We start from the raw sequence: 17,933 nt of genomic DNA on the forward strand, positions 1-17,933 counted from the left end.
TACTAGTAAGAAAGGCCTGCTTAGCTTTTACGCGGCACGCCTCGTCTGATTAGGGCGTGTTAGTTACTACTTGGCCTGCTTCCGGCTGCTGGGCCGAAGGTTCCTTAATGGTGCCCAGTTCACGGCCTACTTCAATGAAAGCACCGATGGCTTTATCCAGATGCTCGCGGGTGTGAGCGGCCGAGAGCTGCACACGAATACGGGCCTGGCCCTTAGGCACTACAGGGAAGTAGAAACCAACCACGTAAATGCCTTTCTCTAGCATCTTGGCGGCAAAGTCTTGGCTGAGCTTGGCGTCGTACAGCATCACCGGCACAATAGGATGCTCGCCCGGCTTAATGTCGAAGCCAGCCGCCGTCATCTTTTCCCGGAAATACTTGGTATTTTCTTCCAGCTTGTCGCGCAACTCAGTGCTTTCCGTGAGCAGTTCTAGCACACGCAAGCTAGCGCCCACAATGGCTGGTGCCAGGGTGTTGGAGAACAAATAGGGGCGGCTACGCTGGCGCAGCATATCAATAATTTCCTTGCGACCCGAGGTAAAGCCACCCATGGCGCCGCCGAGGCTTTGCCCAAGGTACCCGTGATGATGTCTACGCGGCCTAGTACGTCGCGGTACTCGTGGGTGCCACGGCCCGTTTTGCCCAGGAAGCCCATCGAGTGACACTCATCAATCATCACGAGGGCTTGATACTTGTCGGCTAAGTCGCAGATTTTGTCGAGCTGCGCGATGGTGCCGTCCATGGAAAAAGAGCCATCGGTAACGATAATGCGGTGGCGCGTGCCTTTAGCCTGGGCGTCCTGGAGCTGCTTTTCCAGGTCTTCCATGTCGTTGTGGGCGTAGCGGTAGCGCTGGGCTTTGCACAGGCGCACGCCATCAATGATAGAAGCGTGGTTGAGCGAGTCCGAAATAATGGCGTCTTGCTCCGAGAACAAGGGCTCGAACACCCCCCCATTGGCATCAAAGGCGGCGGCGTAGAGAATCGTGTCTTCAGTACCGAGAAATTCGGCCAGCTTCTGCTCTAACTGCTTGTGAATGTCCTGAGTACCGCAAATAAAGCGCACCGACGACATTCCGTAGCCGTGGGTATCAATGGCTTCTTTGGCCGCCTTCACTACCTCGGGGTGCGACGACAAGCCTAAGTAGTTATTAGCGCAGAAGTTCAGCACTTCCCCGGCTTCGGTCGTTTCAATTTCGGCGCCCTGGGGCGAGGTAATGATGCGCTCCTTCTTATAGAGGCCAGCATCTTTGATTTCCTGCAGTTGCTGTTCGAGGTCGGGCTGGAGGGTGGCGTACATTGGCAGAGGGAATGTAAATACACTAGTAAACGGATGGGAAGGTAAAAGTACGGTATCCAATAACAAGAGAGGGCCTTACCCAACGGATAAAGCCCTGCGCTTACACTGCTGCTTGCCTTTTAGCTTCTACAGTTGCCGAATCCAGTCGCGGATGGTAGCAAGGGCCACCGGCGAGAAGACAGGCTGAGGTAGGCTGTTGAACACTGGCCACGTTGCTTCTGGTGCTTGGAAGCCGTGGTTTACTTCTTCCAGGCGCTGCATTGTTACGTGGCGGTTTGCTTTCAGGCCCTTCTCTAGCTGGGCCATGTTACTGAGCGCTACCTCCACATCGTCGGTGCCGTGGAGCAGTAGCACGGGGCAGGTTACTTTAGCAAGGCCCTGCTGAGGATCGAAGTTGAGGTAGCTCCGATACCAGGGGGTCGTCATCCGAATGGCCGCAGTTCGTGCTTGGCCGGGGTCCAGGTAGAATCATCCTGGCGCAGCATGTTAGTGACAATGGCCTGAGCCTGTCCATCGTCGGCCGTCTGACGAATGATTTCCAGCATAGCTTGCTGGCGCTTAAGAGCCTTGCTGAGTAGTTTTTGCGCCTCTATTTTCTCGCGGAGTTGCTGCTGGGCCAGCGCAGTTTCAATCTGGGCAGAGTTGGCGCCTTCGGCCCGCATCTTTTCTACCTGCTTCTTGGTTTCTTGCGCAGCTAGGAGGCGTCGTTTACCCAAGGTTTGGCTCGTGTCGGTGGCGGCGGCTAGGTGCTGGGTGGCTTGCTGGGTAGCCAACATTTCGCGTCCCAGCTGCCCGGTAGCGGCCAGCGTAATTACAAACGAGGGTGCTTCACCTTGGCTAGCGGCCACTAAGCTACATTGCCGCCTTCGCCATGACCAATCAACCCAATGCGAGTAGGCACCATATCGGGGCGGGCGCGCAGAAAGGCTACTGCCGCCTGGGCATCCTTGACGCGCTCGGCCGTAGTAGTAGCCGCATTATCACCTTCTGATTTTCCTACTCCCCTATCATCAAAGCGTAGCACGGCAATGCCCTGCTGGCTGAGGTAGTCGGCCAGCATAAGTAGGGGCCGGTAGCTGCGGGCGGTACCGTCCCGGTCTTGGGCGCCCATGTCGGAGAGCAGCACCACCGCCGGGAAGGGCCCGGGGCCCAGCGGGATGGTAAGCGTGCCGGCCAGCGTAACGTGAGCCGCAGAATTGGTGAAAGCCACTTCTTCCGAGCGGTATTTACTGCTTTGCACCACCCCCGAAGGTGGCACCGAGCGCACTTGTGCATTAGGAGTAACTGCCTGCACGGCAGTTGATAGGAAGAGAATACTACTTAGGACAGCTAAGCGAAGCATATAACGTAAGGGAAAGCAACAGTACCTGATTGCAGCAGAACAAGCGGAAGGCCACAGGTACTGCGTATTGCCTACCTGCTCATAGCTACTACCAAAGCAGCGGACTAGAAGGGTCCACCGCGCTTGCTACCGCGCCGGTGCGCCCAGGCTAGGGCAGTAGTACCCGGTCGATAACGTGGACAACCCCATTGGTGCACTGCACGTCGGGAATAACCAGGGTGGCGGGCTGGTCGTTGCCTTTACCCCGAACTGGTATCACGCCAGCCGCAAACGTGCCCATTGTGAGTGTACCACCGCCCAGGTTGGTAAGGAGCCATTATCGGCAAACTCGGGTGTGAACTTGCCTCCGTTGTTGACTACGTGGTTCAGCAGCACAGCCGTGACGGTAGCTTTGGGCAGCTTTCGGATATCGGCGGGTTGCGCGAGTGATACCCCTAGTTGCTGGCCTAGTTGCTTGAAAGCAGCATCGGTAGGCGCAAACACGGTGAACGAGGGACTACCGGGCGACGCCGTAAGAGCCCCGGTTAGCTCACAGTAGACCAAGGCTTCCACCAGAAACGTCAGTTCGGGCTGCACGAATACTTGGCCGTTTTTCAAGGCTAGCGCCGACTGCACAATGTCGGCCCCGGTAGCAAGCAATACCTTATCAATAGGATGCACGAGCCCGTTGGCCGCCTGCACATCTCGGGCAAGGATTTGAGAGCCATTTACATACAGGCGCCGTTGCGGCCAATGATGCGCCGCGCTGGTCCGGCAACAGAAGCCGTAGTACTTCCGGGTTGCAAGCTGCTGCCCGGTAGCAGGCCCGCCGCCGTGTGGTATAGCAAGGTGGTAGTGAGAAAAGGCTTTCGCAGCGCCAGCAGATTTTCCGCGCTCCGCAGCCCCAAACGCGCAAAGGCGGCATTGGTGGGTGCAAACACCGTGTAGTCGCCGCCGTTGGCGGCTTTGTTGGTAAGCACTACGGCTACTCCGCCCCGGATGGCAGCGTCTTCCAGCACGCTAAAATCATCGTTGGCTACGGCACTATTCGCAATAGATGGTTCTACGCTGTCTTTATGGCAACTGGTCAGTAACGTGGTGCTCAGAACCAACCCCAGGCACAGAGTCGAGAAAAAATGTTTCATGAAATAATACAATGCAAAGCGGTGTGTAAATCGGTAGAAGCGAGGGTGTTCCAAAGAGACACGCAATTAACGAAGGCCTTCCCAAAATGGATTTATCGTTCACCAATCCAACGGTAGTGTTGAGCGCGTAAATGGCGCACTTCGCAGAGTAGGCCTTCCGAGCCCATATGCAAAGCCTCACTTTTGACCCGCTACACACCTTTTTTGCGCCCTCTACTGTATGCAACACATCTTCCCAATCCTTGGCCTCGCGGGTATTCTTGCGCTGGCCGCTACCCCCACCGCTTCGGCTCAAAGCTTGGTAAGTGGTTTCATGGCGGGAAAGGGTCACGGTTCGGTGGCCGTATCGGTCACCTCCGAAAATTACCAACAGGCCTACCTCGTTCCCGAAAAAGTAACTACCGTGCCCATCTACCGGGAGGTGTACGTTACGTCCGTGAATCTTTATGGTACCTACGGCATCACAAGTAAGATTGACGCCATTGTAAGCCTACCCTACATCAGGTCGGCGGGCCGGGCCAACGGCCGTGTGCTAGACGACCTGGGCTTTCAGAACTCCCGCCAAAATTTCCAGGATGTCACCGGTGCCCTCAAGTTCAAGTCGTACTCCGGCACGCTTGGCAACAGCCTGGTAGACTTGCTGGGCGTAGTGGCCGTAAGCACCCCTGTTAGTAACTACCAGTCTAATACAGGCCTCGATTATATCATTGCTATTGGCAACCGCGCAACCAAGGTTACTACGCTGGGTGTGATGCACGTAAAAACGGCCTCCGGGGTATTTGCTACCGGCCAAGCAGGCTACAGCGTACGCAGCGGCCGAGTGCCCAATGCCTTCGTGGGCGAAACGAAAGTAGGCTACGCCGGCCGCAAGCTGTACGCCGAAGTCCTAGCCTCGGTGCAGCGCTCCGACGGGAGCGGCACTGACGTGTTGCAGCCCGGCTTCGATGGCAACTTTACGGCTACCCGAGTGGACTTCGTGCGTCTGGGCGTCAATGTATTTCGACCGCTCACCAAGGGCTTTGGGGCTACCGTGGGCGTGAGCACCTATGTAGCCGGCCGCAACGTAGGCCAGTCTACGGGTTTGTCGGGCGGGGTTTCCTACAACTTCTAGCCGGGTCTAGATGGGGAGCGGACAGTGCACTTGCATTGTTGGCGCTACCGCCTGAAAAACGCCTGGGCACCTTGTTGGCCGCTGTCTACCAACTCTTGCTTTTGCGCGGCCGACATCCGCTTGATTTTTGGATTAAAGCCCCGGGTACTGATGCTAATGGTGCGCGGCCAGTCGGAAGGCTGAGCTGGGTTTAGATTTTCAATGGCGACGTTGTAAAGGGCGCCCACGTACGAGCCTATATCGTGAATAGCGTAGGGTGCCAAGCGTTGCCGACCATCGGGCAACGTATCGAGGGCAATCTGCTCGGCCCGGTCGAGGCGCAACCCCAGTGTTTCGGGGTTCACGCTGCTTGGGGCGGTAGGCGCCCCTGAGCTTGGCAGGTAGCGCGGGTGGTCGAAGAGCGTGATGGGAAAGTTAGCTAGCAAGCCCCCATCTACCAGTACCTCCACAGGCTGCCCTTTCACTGGCCGCTGCACTACCTGTCCCTGCTGGTTGAGTAGCACCGCCCGGAAGTACAGGGGAATGCTCATGCTGATGCGCACGGCATCGGCTACGCGCATGTCGGGGTTGGTTTCATAGCTGAACACTTGCACGCGTTGGGTGGTCAGGTTGGTGCCCGTGGTATATAGGTCGCGGTAGCGGGTTGGGTGTTGCTGGGCCAGGTTGTGTAGCTGGCCCAAGGTCAGGTTGGGCTGTTGCGTTTTGCGCGCCACCAATCGGCTCAGGTAGCGCGTAAACTCGTCGCCCCGATACCAGCCGTACTGCTTTAGCAGGCGCGTGCTTCCACCAAAAAACATGAGTCGCCCATCATTGAGCTGCTGCACGGGCGTTTGGTTGATGACGGCAATAATTTCCTGAGGCGAATATCCCACCGCTAGTAGGGCCGCCTGAATGGCTCCTGCCGACGTACCTCCTACCCGCCGCAAACCTACCAACACGCCCCGGGCCTCCAGCTCCTGCAAGGCGCCTCCGTAGGCAATGCCTCGAATCCCCCCACCTTCCATAACTAGGTTGCGGTAAACGGGCCGCCCAGGTGGTGGCGTGGGCTGAGCAGCCATTGGCAGCGCTAGGCTCATGCATAAGGTGCTCAGAAGGAATAGAAAAAATTGCATAACTACTAGTGTGCTGATACGAGGTAGATACCAAAAGTGGCGCGGTGGTTGTACGCCCGGTTGCCACGCTGGAGTAGCAATGCTGAACCGTGCCATCCACGTATCTTTGTCTTCCTCCATCCACCCCCTTCCTCAACTTCCTGCATGCAGACCACTCTCAGCAGCTCCGCCACCCCCGGCGACACCATTCTTGTTATTGGCGCTGGCGGCCAATTGGGCTTAGAGCTTACGCACGAGTTGCGCCAGCTATACGGTGCCTCTTCTGTAATAGCCGCCGATGTGCGCGCGCCCCAGAACCCAGAGTTGCAGGAAGCCGGCCCCTTTGAGTTGCTTGATGTGCTGGACAAGTCCCGCCTGGAAGAAGTGATGCGCCAGTACAAGCCCAAGCAGGTATACCACTTGGCCGCCCTACTTTCAGCCACAGCGGAGAAGAACCCCAAGTTTGGGTGGCAGCTGAATATGGACGGCTTGTTTCACGTGTTAGACGCGGCCGTAGACCTAGGCGTGCAGCAAGTATATTGGCCTAGCTCCATTGCCGTGTTTGGCCCCGATACCCCCCGTCACAACACGCCCCAACTCACAGTGATGAACCCCAACACAGTGTACGGCATCAGTAAGCTGGCCGGGGAGCAGTGGTGTGAGTGGTACTTTAAGAAGCACGGCCTCGATGTGCGCAGCTTGCGCTACCCCGGCCTCATTGGCTACAAGAGCCTACCCGGTGGCGGCACCACCGACTACGCCGTGGACATCTACCACAAAGCTGTAGCCGGAGAATCGTACAACTGCTTTTTGGCCGAGGAAACCTACCTGCCTATGATGTACATGCCCGACGCATTGAAAGCCACCTTGGATTTGATGCACGCTCCCGCCGACACTATTCAGGTACGTTCTAGCTACAACCTGAGCGCCATGAGCTTCAGCCCCCGGGAAGTTGCGGCCAGCATTCAGCGCCACTACCCCGACTTTCAGGTTTCCTACCAGCCTGATTCGCGCCAGCAGATTGCCGACTCCTGGCCTGCCAGCATCGACGACTCGCGCGCCCGCCAAGATTGGGGCTGGCAGCCGCAGTACTCCCTAGACACCATGACGGATGACATGCTCTTTCACTTGAAAGAAGCCTTGGTACTGAAGTAACGGCTATGTTGCTGAGTTTGGGAAGCGCTTTGCTACCTAGGCCGCATAGTAGTGCAGCTTGGCATGTTGTACCTAATCTTTCTAGGCCTGCGGATTATTATAAAGCGAGACGGTAGCCTCCGGTGACCTAATCTTCTGCAGGCAGGATGGAAACAGTTGCGTGCGCAGTATGAAAGTGTACACAACGTGCGTCAGACGGAGGTAATATCAGCCAGAATAGGAAGCTGGCACTATGGTAACATCTTGCAGATAAGGCTCTGATAAATAGAATGTAATCATCCAAAACAACTTGGACCTTTCTTCTCTCGCGCGCATTCCTTACTCGCATATTGAGGTGCTATAAGCACCTACGCAGATTCGAGTTACCCGCTTCAGCGACCCGGAATATAAGCCCGGTCTATTTCAGGTTGGCGGCGTGGAAATAGAGTTGCACCCTTACTGGGCGAACCAGTTACTTCAGCGACTACCTACCACCATCGCACACGTATCTTCTTCTACTTAATAGGCAAACAGCAGGTAGCATGCTGCCGGACGCTACTTCCCCAAGTAGGGCGTTCCTTTTTTGATAGAAGCTTGACAAACCTCGGCGCTTCTGCTGCGTTTCTCAGCAGCACCCCGTACCTAGCTTCGTATGATTGTAAACCATGTTCCCGCCGGCTGGCAAATTATCTACCAGCAAGCCCACGCCTTATTAGCGGCCCAGGTGCTGCACCAGTGGCCCGCGTTTTTGCCCAACGACCAGTGGGTGGGACTTCTGGCAGCCGCAGCTCAGCACGACGACGAGCAGGCAGATTGGGATGGGCACTACGGCCTGACTCTAGCGGGAGCACCCGCCAATTTCACCATGAAGTCGTTTTCATTGGAGCAAGCCACCAAGCTCATGAAGGCAGCCCGGTTTCAGGGACGGTGGCGAAGCTTGCTCACCAGCCTACACCTGAGCACCCTGTACGAAGGCCTCCGCGGGCAGCAAGCCGAGCTAGATACTTTCTTAGACGAGCAAGCGACGCAACAGAAACACTGGCTGCGCGACTTGCGCCTGAAAAAGAGTGAGGCGCAACGCGCTTACGCCCTGCTTCACTGGTGCGACCGGCTCAGCCTGATCTTGTGCCGCCAGGAAATACCCGAAATGGGTCGCAACCTGGAAATCTACACCGGCCCCGACGGACAGCGCCACGAAGTACAACGGCCCCAGGCAGAAGGCCCCATAACGGTGCATCCCTGGCCCTTCCAGGAAACCCAGTTTACCGTAAGCGTTGAGGCTACGGTGCTACACCAACTGCATTTCCAAGACGATGCTGAACTAGCCGGGGCTCTGCGCGAAGCTCCCATTGAAACCCTACGCTGGGAGCTAGCAAAAATCTAGCTTCCGCCAAGCGCTATGCTAAACCCAAACTGGCCTCCCAGAGCTACCTACGCAGTATACCTGTAGGTAGCCTTAGGAGGCCAGTCTGGGTAAGAAGGCTATTAACAAACCTAGAGGCGGGCCATAGGCTTGGGGTTTTGCATGATACCAGCAGGGACGTCGGTACGCGCAATTACGTGGTCAAGGCCGCGGCCATCCTTCCCATCGGTGCGGTCTGTAGCCAGCATAATGGGGCCATACTGGCGGTAGTTGGCCCAGCGCCGACGAAACGCCGGTTGGGCGTCCGTTGCTTTGGGGAAAAAGGCCCACTCTTCTACCAAGCTAGTTTTAGGGTTCACCAGCACCTCGTACTTGTTGTCGGGCGTGACGCCTACGTTCTTAAACGTCATGTTCAACACCTCGGCGGGAGTACCATCCATTAGCTGGCCAGGGCCTTTGTACGTGAGCGTAACACCGGAATCCTTGAGCTTGAAGGGCATGAGCAACCACCACGAGTTGTTCACCCAGATGGGATACATCTGGCCCAGCAGCTTTTGCCCCTCGGGCATGCTCGAAATGTCTTGCCCGCTACGGTACGCGTGCCCCTGTTTGGTGTTGAGGTTGTACACGGCCACTAGGCTATCCTTCTGCCAACGGAAGTCGCCGGTCTGCTTGTCCCAGAGCTGATAGGAGCCGTCCAGAAAGTCCCAGCCTAGCAGGCGGGTGCTTTGCCATGCTGAGTAGCCGCCCATTTTTCGCATTACACTGTCTGCCAGCGCTGTAGCCTTTGCATCCGAGCCAGCTTGGTCGAAGCCTTCGGCGGCGGGGTAGCTGGCCGCAGCCTCGGTGGAGGCGGGGGCAGAGTTATTGGCAGCAGCTTGCCCGGCGGGCGTTTGCTGTTGGCAGGCCAGCAGGCCAGAAAGAAGGAACAGGCCGCTACCGGCCAGCCAAGAAGTAGTAGAGAAAACCCGCATAAGTAAAAAGGAAAAGTGTATCCGTTAGCTGCTCAGCTACGGCTGTGCTTGTACGCAAGATCACCAATTTACGAACGTCTCGGCCAACGTTGCGCCAATCCTGCCCGTAGTACGTGCGGCATTCTGTCTGATTTTACTCCTTCCCGATGGCCTCACATTACCGCGTCTCCGACGTACTTAACATTCTCAAGACCACGGCCAGCGAGTTTATGGTGAACAACTCGTTTCGCCACGCCGCCGCCTTGTCGTACTATACCATCTTCTCGCTGCCCCCGCTGCTGCTCATAGTGATTACCACGGCCAGCGCCATCTACGGGGCAGAAGCCGTGACTGGCCAGATCTACGGTCAGATGCGCGGCTTCCTGGGAGCCGATTCAGCGAAGTTTCTGCAAGATTCCATTGCGGAGTTTACCAAGCAGCAGAAAAGTGGAGTGGCTTCCATTATCGGAATTGGTACCCTGGTTTTTGCGGCTACTACCTTCTTCGTGACGTTGCAGGAGAGCATTAACGACATCTGGAATCTAAAGGTGAAGCCCCGCAACGGCGTGTGGCAGTTCATTCGAGACCGGCTGCTTTCCTTCGGACTGATTTTGAGCGTAGCCTTGCTACTTCTTATTTCTTTTGTTATCAGCGCTTTACTTAGCGTTTTTACCGATCAGCTGCAACGCTGGTTTCCCGAGGTGGCTGTCATCTTCATTCATCTCGTTGACTTCGCCCTTTCCCTCTTCATCACGTCGCTACTGTTCGGCATGATTTACCGCTTCCTACCCGACGCCATCATTCGGTGGCGCGACGTGGGCATTGGTTCCGTCATCACGGCGCTGCTGTTCCTGGTTGGGAAGTACCTCATTGCCTTCTACATCGCCAAGTCAGATCCTGGCTCGGCCTTCGGGGCGGCAGGCTCGGCCATTGTGCTGCTGTTGTGGGTAAACTACTCGTCCCTCATTATCTTTTTCGGGGCAGAGTTTACCCAAGAATTTGCCGATGCTTTCGGCCAGAAAGTGCAGCCCAAAGCCCATGCCGTGCGCATTGAAACCCGAGAGGTGCCCGAAGGCGAAACCAAAGAAGAAATCAGCACCGGTCGTCCCCGCTCCGAGGGCCGCTGGAAAAGTTAAAAAGTCAGAATTTCCGAAGGTCTTTCGGAGCTAAAAAACAGCGTATTGGCGGATGTATCCTTCTATTTTGAAGGGTTCATCCGCCTTTTTCGTGGTGTATAAAGTCTAATCTTAAGGTAGAATAGCGCTCGGGCTATAGTGGAGTATTGCAGCAGAATGATAGGTTTGATCCGTGGTCATTTTCACTACTATATGCTCCCAATTCGTACCCCCTTTCATGTACTTTTTCTCGTCCTGGCTGCGCTCATCAGCTCCAAAGTGCATGCTCAACAGCCAGCTACCAAACCGCTGATAGTGAGCCCAATCGTGGGCGCAGTAATTGATGCGGACGAGAAAGTTGCCTATGGGTTATTTCCTACGTTTTCGGCCAATGACTTTCAGGAAGCGCGATTTATTCAGCGCCTCACTGCCGATAGTAGTGTAACTCTGCAAGTGCAACTTCGCGACGGCCGCACGGTCCTGCGGCCCTACTCCCCCGCCGAGCTAGCTGCCGTGCGCCAAACCATTGAGGACCGGCAGCAGTTAGCTACCCATCCTTCCGCGGCCACTTCCGCGAGTTCTGTTACGCCCGCCGATTCAGTAGGCCGTCGTTTCCGCGTGACGTTGCGCACAGGCACCGCTTTCGATGGGAAGCTAACTGCGCACCAACCCCAGCAGCTAGAGTTCTTGACCGTGGACTTAGGTACGGTATCGGTGGAGCGAAGCAATATTTTGCGCCTGCAGGAGCTAACCACAGAGCTGGTCCAGCGCCCAGCCAACTGGATGGATATTGGCAACGGCAACCGCCTGTTTTTCGCGCCCACGGCCCGTAACCTCCGCCGCGGCGAGGGCACCTTGCAAGACATCACCTTGTATTTCGTTGGCGCTAACTACGGCATCACCGATAATTTTTCGATGGGCGCCATTGTATCAGTGCTGCCGGGCGTGCCGCTACGCTACCAGTTTCTGGCCCTGACACCTAAGTTCTCAGCCCGCATATCGGAGAACTGGCACGCTGGCGCTGGCGTGCTCTACCTACGTATTCCTGATTTCGACCAAGACAACAAGGCTTCGGGAGTAGGGCTAGCCTATGGGGTAGCCACCTACGGCTCGGCCGACAATAATTTTACCGTCGGCCTAGGCTATGGCTTTGCGGGCGGCGAGATTGGGAGCACTCCCGTGCTACAAGTAGGCGGGCAACGCCGGATGAGCCGTCGGGTATCACTCATCACCGAAAACTACATTATCGCCAATAGCAACTCGGGCCTTGGCGGTTTGTATGGAGCCAAAATCAACTGGCAACGCACAAGCTTGGGGCTAGGCGCGGTGTATTTCCTTCCCTTCGATGGCTCATACGCCTTCAGCACGTACGTGATACCGGCTTACATCGACTTCACGTTTCGGTTTGGAAACTCTAAGCGCTAAGGAATTAAACGTAGTTTTGGCAACATGAAAATACTTATTCTCCGTGTTGTATTGCTGCTTGCTTTATGCACTACTGCCCTTCTGAGCCAAGCGCAAACCGCCCCTGCCGACAGCGTAGCCGAGCAGAAACTAGTTCAAGCTGTAAGCGCAGACATGTGTCGGCAGCTAGAGTTGGAAAGCAAGAAAAGGTCTTTGGATAACTTATCACAAGAGGAAGCCCAGCAGCTCTTCGTACGCCTCTTCACCAAGACGGCTACGGATAATAAAGAGCTCATGCGTAAGATAATAGCTATGGGTCCCGCGGCGCAGACGTACGGCCAGCAACTAGGTCGCCGCGTGGGGATAGTGATGATGCAGGAATGCCCCGTGAGCCAGCCGCTGTTTATGCGCCTAGGTAGCGCGCAAGTCAGCAAACAACAGGAAGTAAAGCCCGAAGAAGTGGCCATACTGAAGCCTATTGCTGCTGCCATGTGCCAGGATTTGCAGCCCCGCACAGCCGAGCTAAAAAAGATGACGCTTGAGCAACGGACACAAGAGCTCATCCAAGCCTTTCAAAGGAACCTCAAGCCTTACGCTAAGGAAATCAGCCAACTCTACGGCGCCGATATCTTTCTAGATCAAAAGCGCATGGAAACTATAGGCACCAAGATTTCGCTCCAGATGGCTTCGCAGTGCCCTGAAGTAATTCTGCTATTTGCCGACCTAAACAAAGCGAAAGTAGGCAAGTAGGTTTACTCCCTAATGCAACGGGCCCGCTCTCCTCAGGAGAGCGGGCCCGTTGCATTTAGCCGGAATAACAGCCACCTTAAGCAGCTACCGTCTTTTCCTTTACGGCCAGCTGGCCGCAGGCAGCATCAATGTCTTTGCCGCGGGAGCGACGCACGTTGGTCTGTACACCACGGTCGGCGAGGTACTTGTGAAAAGCCATTAGCTTATCATCGGCGGTATTCACGTAGTCAGCGTTTTCGATGGGGTTGTACTCGATGAGGTTCACCTTGCAGGGAATCCACTTTGAAATCTGGTACAGCTCCTCAGCATCTTGCAGCGTGTCGTTGAAGCTCTCGAATACAATGTACTCGTAGGTCACCTTGCGGCCGGTTACCTGATGGTAGTGCTTCAAAGCATCCTTCAGCGAGGCCAGGGAATTGGCTTCGTTGATGGGCATGATTTCGTTGCGCTTGGTATCGTTGGGAGCGTGCAGAGAAAGAGCTAGGTTTGCCTTCACGCCGTCGTCGGCCAACTTCTTAATCATCTTGGCAATACCGGCGGTGCTAACGGTAATGCGACGCGGAGCCATATTCAAGCCGTCGGGGGCGGTAATGCGCTCAATGCTTTTCACCACGTTGGCGTAGTTGAGTAGGGGTTCGCCCATGCCCATATACACAATGTTGGTGAGCGGCGTGCCGTATTGAGCTTCGCACTGCTCCCGGATGCGCACCACCTGGTCGTAGATTTCGGCCGCGTCCAGGTTACGCTTACGCTCCATGTAGCCGGTAGCGCAGAACTTGCACGTGAGCGAACATCCTACCTGCGAGCTGATGCAGGCCGTCATGCGCGTATCGTGCGGGATGAGCACCCCTTCTACAATATTGCCATCATGCAGGCGGAACGCCGATTTGATGGTACCGTCATTGGAAAGCTGGGAGTTCTGCACCTGCACTCCATTGATCACGAAGTGACGAGCCAGCAACTCACGCGTATTCAAGGAGATGTTGTTCATCTCCTCAAAGGAAGCAGCCGTGTTCTTCCACAGCCACTCTAGTACCTGCTTAGCACGGAAAGGCTTCTCGCCGTGCTCCACCATAAAGGCTTTGAGCTCGTCGGGGGTAAGTTTGCGGATATCGCGCTTGGAAACTACGGGCAAGTCAATCATCATAGCCGCAAAGATACAACGTCAGAGGCAGTTGGGTTCCCAGTTTTTACGGTTCCTGCTACTGCCGAGCAGAATCTCTACTCTCCCCGGAGCTTACGCAGGTCTTCCTCTGCCAAGGGTAGTAACTTACGGGTAGTGTAGTCGAAAGCTAGCATGCCGGTTTTGGCGCGGGCTACCTCCCGCCCGGCTTGGTTTTGCACGCGATACACAATGTCGAACCCATACTTCGCCACGTCATCCACTGCCATATCAATGTGCAGAGTGTCGCCGTGGAAGCTTCGCCTTTGTACTCAATTCCCACATCGGCCATGATGTGGCCCCGGCCAGTAGTGCGGTCTACCTCGGGGCGGCCCAAGTGCAGCAGAAACTGCACGCGTGCCTCGTGAAGGATGCTAAGAAGTGAATCGTTACCAAGATGGGCGCCATAATTCAAGTCGGTAATGCGGACGGGGATGGCAACGGAAAACCGGAAAGTTTCCGGTAGATTTACTCTGATGCGAGGCATGTAGCGGGCGAAGGTCAATAACAGTACGGAAAGGCTACGTAATACGAGCGCAGCAGCAAAGCGGCCGCAAGTCAGTAGCTGGCGCCGTAGTCCTCACCGCTGGCTTGCTGCATCAGTTGCGTTCTTTACTCCGCCCCTATGTCCTTACCACAACCACACGTAGAAGTTCGTACCACCGCCGATGGCTCCAGCACCCTGTATGTGCCAGCGCTAGACGAGCATTACCATTCCACGCACGGGGCCGTGCAAGAAGCCCGGCACGTGTACCTGGCCGCTGGCCTTGCTCCCATTCTGGATACCACGGCTGGCCCAGTATGGGTACTTGAAATTGGATTTGGCACCGGACTGAACGCCCTACTCACCCTAGAGCGCAGCCACGACAGTGCCCACCCTATTTTTTACGACACCATTGAGAAGTTTCCCCTGCCCTGGTCAGTAGTGGAGCAAATGAACACAGAGGCGTACATTACTAACCCAGAGCTTCTGGACTACCATCAGCAACTGCACGCTGCCACCTGGAACCGCCCCGTGGCCCTCACGCCCCGGTTTGAGCTATACAAACGCTCGGGAGAGCTGCAAACTACTGCCCTACCTACCAATACCTACCAGGTTGTTTACTTCGATGCCTTTGCGCCGGAGAAACAGCCCGATATGTGGACTGATGAGGTATTTGCCCAACTATATGAGGCGACGGCCCCCGATGGCGTACTGGTGAGCTACTGCGCCAAGGGCAGTTTCCGCCGTAGCCTAAAGGCAGCTGGCTGGCTCGTGGAGAGAATTCCTGGTCCTCCTGGCAAGCGCGAAATGACCCGGGCCCGCAAAGCAGCCCCTGCCCTAGAATAAGGCACCCTTAGAACGTACACTACACGCCGCCGCTCATGGCTAACGGAAAGCCCGCTACCCACATTGCTTGTCCCAAGTGCAACTGGCAACCCGCCGGCAACGAACAGTGGCAGTGCACCTGCGGGTACATCTGGCACACCTTCGCCACCGGTGGGCAGTGCCCCGGCTGCTCGCATCAGTGGGAAACGACGCACTGCCTGGCCTGTTTCTGCACGTCTGAGCACTCAGCATGGTACACCAGAAGCTATTGGCCCTATACCATCAGCCCTAACTAGGTCCTCACTAGCGGTATGCTACTACTAGGGAAGCCCGCGGCTACTAGAGCACAGCCGCAGTAGCGCTACTCAGGATTCTGCCAGGACCAGCTATCAGGCTAGCTGCTTCCTGCGTATGTTGCCGATGTTATGAGTCGTACACTATTAGAAACCGACGGGGCGCAGTGGGTGCAGAAAGGCATCATCACGGAAGAGCAGCGCCGTCAGCTCCTAGCTCTTTATGCCACCGATGAGCGCGCCATCGGCTTGCTGCCGCTCTTGGGCAGCTTGCTGGTGGGCCTTAGCGCCCTGAGTTTGATTGCGGCTAATTGGCAAGCCCTGCCCGAGCTGCTCCGGCTGGGTCTACTCCTGGGCTCCATGATAGGGGCATACGCGGCGGGCGAGTACTTCCGGCGCCGGGGCAATGGCAATGTGGGCATGGGCTTGGTAGCCCTGGGGCTGATCTTGTTTGGGGCAGGCATAGTGCTTACCAGCCAACTGTACCAGCTAATCGGCTACGACCTAACGGGCCTGTTGGCCTGGGCAGTAGCTGGTATGGGCCTGACGTGGCTGTACCGCAGTCGGTTTCTGTTCCTGCTCACCGTGGTCATTGGTGGAGTAGTACAGGGCTATAACACCGGGCAGCTAGGCGCCTTTAGCTACCTCACGGCGGCCTTCACGGCAATAGGCTTGGGCTGGTACTGGTGGCGCCGTCCTGATTCTCTGGCGGGTGGAGTGTTGGCAGGGGGCTTGCTGTGGCAAGCGGCCCTACTTGTGAACCACCTGCACATCAAAATCACGTGGTTCTTCATTCCTGCCATGCTGATCTATGCTTTCGGCGACTGGCAGCCGAATCGTCCGGCGGGCCGGTCTATTCAGGGGCCACCCCTGGTAGCCGCATTCCTGTTTACGCTGGGTTTAGCCCTGTTTGGCGAGTCGGACTACTATGCGGGGGAGCTGCGCCCCCCGCTAGCCGCCTACTTGGCAGCCCTAGCTGGAGTAGTAGCCATTTCGCTTTGGGGCAAGCAGCGCCGGGGCCGCCTCAGCAGCGCCACCGACTGGCTGCTGCTTTTGCCTGGGTTCTACTTTACTGGTGGCCTTCCCCTGGCCATTGCCACGCTGGTAGTACTCTACGCCTACTCAGGCTCCGTACTGCTGCGGGCCCACCAAGAGCAGAACCAAGACCGCGTAACCCTAGGCACCGTGCTCTTTATTCTGACTACCGCCGTGGCTTACTTTAAGCTGACGTGGGGCTTCATGGATAAGTCGTTGTTTTTCCTGCTGGGTGGAATCCTGCTGCTAGGGTTGAGCTGGTACTTACGGCGGCGCGCGGCTCATACATTCGCCGATAAGACGATTCTGAAACCATGAGGGCGCCACTTGCTGATTCTTCCGCTACCATCCCGGAGCGCCCCTCAACGCTGAGTGAGCCGCGCCGCCGTCAGTGGCTGCTGTGGCTAGTGGTTGCGCAGGCAGTCTTTGTACTGGGTGTGGCCGCCGCCGGATATGCCACCAGTGCTTTGGGGCGCACTATCTGGCTGCGCACCGCTCCCGTTGACCCGCGCGACCTGCTCTACGGCGACTACCTCGTGCTCAACTACAATGTAAGCCAGCTACCCGGCAGCCTTTGGCATGGGGCCCAGCTACCCCGCCGCAAGCAGGCGGCCTACGTGGTACTAGAGCCCCGGGGCAGTGCATACGAAGCAGTAGGCGTATATGATAGCAAGCCCACGGTAAACGCCGCGCAGGTTATCCTACGCGGTTCAGTACAAGACGTATGGCACAGCGGCTCGCGCTTGCGCCACACCCAGCGGTACGGCGTACGTATGCGCTACGGTTTAGAGCGTTACTATGTCCCGCAGGACATGGGCCGTCAGCTAACGAAGCGCCAACAGCTCCGCGTGCAGGTAAGCATTGCGCCTTGGGGACAGGCCCGCATTACTAAAGTAGAGCACGAAACCCCGCCCCCTACCAAGTAGCATGTTGATTATCTAATTAGAACGCGGAGTACTTGCCAAGCAAGTGCTTTACCTAATTATTAAACTATTGCCGTATTTATTTATCTTGCCGCAACCTGCTCTATTCCTACTCTACCTATTGCCGATTGCTATTTTCCACTTTATACCCCCTAGCATGAAGGCTAATTTGTCTAAGCTGGCCCAAGTACTGGCCGCCCAACGCGTATCCCCTGTTACTACAACTCCGCAGAAAGATTCTTCCTCCCAAAATAGCCGCCGTAGGGCACAACGAGAAGCTAGCTCGACTACGATGAAGTAATCTCACAAGGCAGTACTAGCACAAATCAAAGAGCCCGTGCTACTAGTAGCACGGGCTCTTTGATTTGTGCTAGTACTGCCTTGTCAAGCTTGCGCCATCATAGTCGAGCTAGCTTCTCGTTGTGCCCTACGGCGGCTATTTTGGGAGGAAGAATCTTTCTGCGGAGTTGTAGTAACAGGGGATACGCGTTGGGCGGCCAGTACTTGGGCCAGCTTAGACAAATTAGC

Annotated in this window: 18 protein-coding genes and 2 pseudogenes; 9 read left to right on the top strand and 11 right to left on the bottom strand. The window is 56.2% G+C overall.

Features of this window, described 5'->3' with window-relative positions:
• Nucleotides 1–49: 49 nt before the first annotated feature.
• From VI25_RS27295 to VI25_RS26085, 7 genes and pseudogenes are all read right to left on the bottom strand, one after another.
• The gene (locus VI25_RS27295; RefSeq protein ID WP_410503448.1) at nt 50–484 is read right to left on the bottom strand and encodes an aminotransferase class I/II-fold pyridoxal phosphate-dependent enzyme; all 435 of its coding nucleotides are present in this window, start codon (nt 482–484) and stop codon (nt 50–52) included.
• Nucleotides 430–1,296, bottom strand: coding sequence for an aminotransferase class I/II-fold pyridoxal phosphate-dependent enzyme (locus tag VI25_RS20435; protein ID WP_236705166.1), 867 nt, complete (start codon nt 1,294–1,296; stop codon nt 430–432). The genes VI25_RS27295 and VI25_RS20435 overlap by 55 nt, the downstream gene beginning before the upstream one ends.
• 126 nt (nt 1,297–1,422) lie before the next feature.
• Complete coding sequence (locus VI25_RS20440; RefSeq protein WP_055562791.1) at nt 1,423–1,722, bottom strand: alpha/beta hydrolase family protein; 300 nt, start codon at nt 1,720–1,722, stop codon at nt 1,423–1,425.
• Nucleotides 1,719–2,144, bottom strand: coding sequence for a hypothetical protein (locus VI25_RS20445; protein ID WP_055562792.1), 426 nt, complete (start codon nt 2,142–2,144; stop codon nt 1,719–1,721). The genes VI25_RS20440 and VI25_RS20445 overlap by 4 nt, the downstream gene beginning before the upstream one ends.
• A complete protein-coding gene (locus VI25_RS20450; RefSeq protein ID WP_045688998.1) occupies nt 2,144–2,638 on the bottom strand; it encodes an alpha/beta hydrolase family protein in 495 nt (164 codons plus the stop codon). The genes VI25_RS20445 and VI25_RS20450 overlap by 1 nt, the downstream gene beginning before the upstream one ends.
• 148 nt (nt 2,639–2,786) lie before the next feature.
• Nucleotides 2,787–3,460, bottom strand: a pseudogene (locus VI25_RS28000) (fasciclin domain-containing protein).
• Complete coding sequence (locus tag VI25_RS26085; protein WP_201783355.1) at nt 3,346–3,762, bottom strand: fasciclin domain-containing protein; 417 nt, start codon at nt 3,760–3,762, stop codon at nt 3,346–3,348. Before VI25_RS26085 ends, VI25_RS28000 begins: the two are co-directional and overlap by 115 nt.
• Nucleotides 3,763–3,982: 220 nt before the next feature.
• Between VI25_RS26085 and VI25_RS20460 the strand changes: the two genes are divergently transcribed.
• Nucleotides 3,983–4,873 carry a hypothetical protein gene (locus tag VI25_RS20460; RefSeq protein WP_052695286.1) on the top strand — a complete coding sequence of 297 codons (891 nt, stop codon included), beginning with the start codon at nt 3,983–3,985 and terminating at the stop codon, nt 4,871–4,873.
• A 44-nt stretch (nt 4,874–4,917) separates the two neighbouring features.
• Here the strand turns inward: VI25_RS20460 and VI25_RS20465 are convergent, their stop codons facing one another.
• Nucleotides 4,918–5,949, bottom strand: coding sequence for a patatin-like phospholipase family protein (locus tag VI25_RS20465; RefSeq protein WP_045689000.1), 1,032 nt, complete (start codon nt 5,947–5,949; stop codon nt 4,918–4,920).
• 180 nt (nt 5,950–6,129) lie between these two features.
• Between VI25_RS20465 and VI25_RS20470 the strand changes: the two genes are divergently transcribed.
• A complete protein-coding gene (locus VI25_RS20470) occupies nt 6,130–7,119 on the top strand; it encodes an NAD-dependent epimerase/dehydratase family protein (protein WP_045689001.1) in 990 nt (329 codons plus the stop codon).
• Between the two features lie 631 nt (nt 7,120–7,750).
• Nucleotides 7,751–8,482: a DUF3891 family protein gene (locus VI25_RS20475; protein WP_045689002.1), complete on the top strand. Its 732-nt coding sequence runs from the start codon at nt 7,751–7,753 to the stop codon at nt 8,480–8,482.
• A gap of 110 nt (nt 8,483–8,592) precedes the next feature.
• On the opposite strand, the gene VI25_RS20480 is transcribed toward VI25_RS20475, so the two are convergent.
• Nucleotides 8,593–9,435 (bottom strand): hypothetical protein, encoded by an 843-nt coding sequence (locus tag VI25_RS20480; RefSeq protein WP_052695287.1) that lies wholly within the window; start codon nt 9,433–9,435, stop codon nt 8,593–8,595.
• Nucleotides 9,436–9,581: 146 nt separating this feature from the next.
• Here VI25_RS20480 and VI25_RS20485 point away from each other — a divergent pair, with 146 nt between their 5' ends.
• From VI25_RS20485 to VI25_RS20495, 3 genes are all read left to right on the top strand, one after another.
• Entirely contained in the window at nt 9,582–10,550 is a 969-nt protein-coding gene (locus VI25_RS20485) for a YihY/virulence factor BrkB family protein (RefSeq protein WP_045689003.1), read from the top strand.
• A 192-nt stretch (nt 10,551–10,742) separates the two neighbouring features.
• Nucleotides 10,743–11,954 carry a hypothetical protein gene (locus VI25_RS20490; protein WP_052695288.1) on the top strand — a complete coding sequence of 404 codons (1,212 nt, stop codon included), beginning with the start codon at nt 10,743–10,745 and terminating at the stop codon, nt 11,952–11,954.
• Nucleotides 11,955–11,978: 24 nt separating this feature from the next.
• Nucleotides 11,979–12,683: a hypothetical protein gene (locus VI25_RS20495; RefSeq protein ID WP_055562793.1), complete on the top strand. Its 705-nt coding sequence runs from the start codon at nt 11,979–11,981 to the stop codon at nt 12,681–12,683.
• 76 nt (nt 12,684–12,759) lie between these two features.
• Here VI25_RS20495 and rlmN read toward each other — a convergent pair whose 3' ends face one another.
• Together rlmN and VI25_RS29055 are read right to left on the bottom strand one after the other, a co-directional pair.
• Nucleotides 12,760–13,827 carry a 23S rRNA (adenine(2503)-C(2))-methyltransferase RlmN gene (gene rlmN, locus VI25_RS20500; RefSeq protein ID WP_045689598.1) on the bottom strand — a complete coding sequence of 356 codons (1,068 nt, stop codon included), beginning with the start codon at nt 13,825–13,827 and terminating at the stop codon, nt 12,760–12,762.
• 77 nt (nt 13,828–13,904) lie between these two features.
• Nucleotides 13,905–14,332 (bottom strand): annotated as a pseudogene (locus VI25_RS29055) (thioesterase family protein).
• 138 nt (nt 14,333–14,470) lie between these two features.
• Between VI25_RS29055 and mnmD the strand changes: the two are divergent.
• The 3 genes from mnmD to VI25_RS20520 all read left to right on the top strand — a co-directional run bounded on the left by mnmD (nt 14,471) and on the right by VI25_RS20520 (nt 17,408).
• Nucleotides 14,471–15,175, top strand: a complete 705-nt coding sequence (mnmD, locus tag VI25_RS20510; RefSeq protein WP_045689596.1) for a tRNA (5-methylaminomethyl-2-thiouridine)(34)-methyltransferase MnmD — start codon at nt 14,471–14,473, stop codon at nt 15,173–15,175.
• A 404-nt stretch (nt 15,176–15,579) separates the two neighbouring features.
• Nucleotides 15,580–16,800, top strand: coding sequence for a DUF2157 domain-containing protein (locus VI25_RS20515; RefSeq protein WP_045689595.1), 1,221 nt, complete (start codon nt 15,580–15,582; stop codon nt 16,798–16,800).
• Nucleotides 16,797–17,408: a GDYXXLXY domain-containing protein gene (locus VI25_RS20520; protein ID WP_052695399.1), complete on the top strand. Its 612-nt coding sequence runs from the start codon at nt 16,797–16,799 to the stop codon at nt 17,406–17,408. The genes VI25_RS20515 and VI25_RS20520 overlap by 4 nt, the downstream gene beginning before the upstream one ends.
• The last annotated feature ends 525 nt before the right edge of the window (nt 17,409–17,933 follow it).

This window comes from Hymenobacter sp. AT01-02 (assembly GCF_000961955.2).
Classification (GTDB): Bacteria; Bacteroidota; Bacteroidia; order Cytophagales; family Hymenobacteraceae; genus Hymenobacter; species Hymenobacter mucosus.

What these genes read in the sequence shown, in the direction of transcription:
- rlmN (WP_045689598.1), bottom strand. Translation starts at nt 13,827, where the DNA reads ATGATTGACTTGCCCGTAGTTTCCAAGCGCGATATCCGCAAACTTACC.
- VI25_RS20460 (WP_052695286.1), top strand. Translation starts at nt 3,983, where the DNA reads ATGCAACACATCTTCCCAATCCTTGGCCTCGCGGGTATTCTTGCGCTG.
- VI25_RS20450 (WP_045688998.1), bottom strand. Translation starts at nt 2,638, where the DNA reads ATGCTTCGCTTAGCTGTCCTAAGTAGTATTCTCTTCCTATCAACTGCC.
- VI25_RS20495 (WP_055562793.1), top strand. Translation starts at nt 11,979, where the DNA reads ATGAAAATACTTATTCTCCGTGTTGTATTGCTGCTTGCTTTATGCACT.
- mnmD (WP_045689596.1), top strand. Translation starts at nt 14,471, where the DNA reads ATGTCCTTACCACAACCACACGTAGAAGTTCGTACCACCGCCGATGGC.
- VI25_RS20475 (WP_045689002.1), top strand. Translation starts at nt 7,751, where the DNA reads ATGATTGTAAACCATGTTCCCGCCGGCTGGCAAATTATCTACCAGCAA.
- VI25_RS20465 (WP_045689000.1), bottom strand. Translation starts at nt 5,949, where the DNA reads ATGAGCCTAGCGCTGCCAATGGCTGCTCAGCCCACGCCACCACCTGGG.
- VI25_RS20515 (WP_045689595.1), top strand. Translation starts at nt 15,580, where the DNA reads ATGAGTCGTACACTATTAGAAACCGACGGGGCGCAGTGGGTGCAGAAA.
- VI25_RS20470 (WP_045689001.1), top strand. Translation starts at nt 6,130, where the DNA reads ATGCAGACCACTCTCAGCAGCTCCGCCACCCCCGGCGACACCATTCTT.
- VI25_RS26085 (WP_201783355.1), bottom strand. Translation starts at nt 3,762, where the DNA reads ATGAAACATTTTTTCTCGACTCTGTGCCTGGGGTTGGTTCTGAGCACC.
- VI25_RS20490 (WP_052695288.1), top strand. Translation starts at nt 10,743, where the DNA reads ATGCTCCCAATTCGTACCCCCTTTCATGTACTTTTTCTCGTCCTGGCT.
- VI25_RS20520 (WP_052695399.1), top strand. Translation starts at nt 16,797, where the DNA reads ATGAGGGCGCCACTTGCTGATTCTTCCGCTACCATCCCGGAGCGCCCC.
- VI25_RS20480 (WP_052695287.1), bottom strand. Translation starts at nt 9,435, where the DNA reads ATGCGGGTTTTCTCTACTACTTCTTGGCTGGCCGGTAGCGGCCTGTTC.
- VI25_RS20485 (WP_045689003.1), top strand. Translation starts at nt 9,582, where the DNA reads ATGGCCTCACATTACCGCGTCTCCGACGTACTTAACATTCTCAAGACC.
- VI25_RS20435 (WP_236705166.1), bottom strand. Translation starts at nt 1,296, where the DNA reads ATGTACGCCACCCTCCAGCCCGACCTCGAACAGCAACTGCAGGAAATC.
- VI25_RS20440 (WP_055562791.1), bottom strand. Translation starts at nt 1,722, where the DNA reads ATGACGACCCCCTGGTATCGGAGCTACCTCAACTTCGATCCTCAGCAG.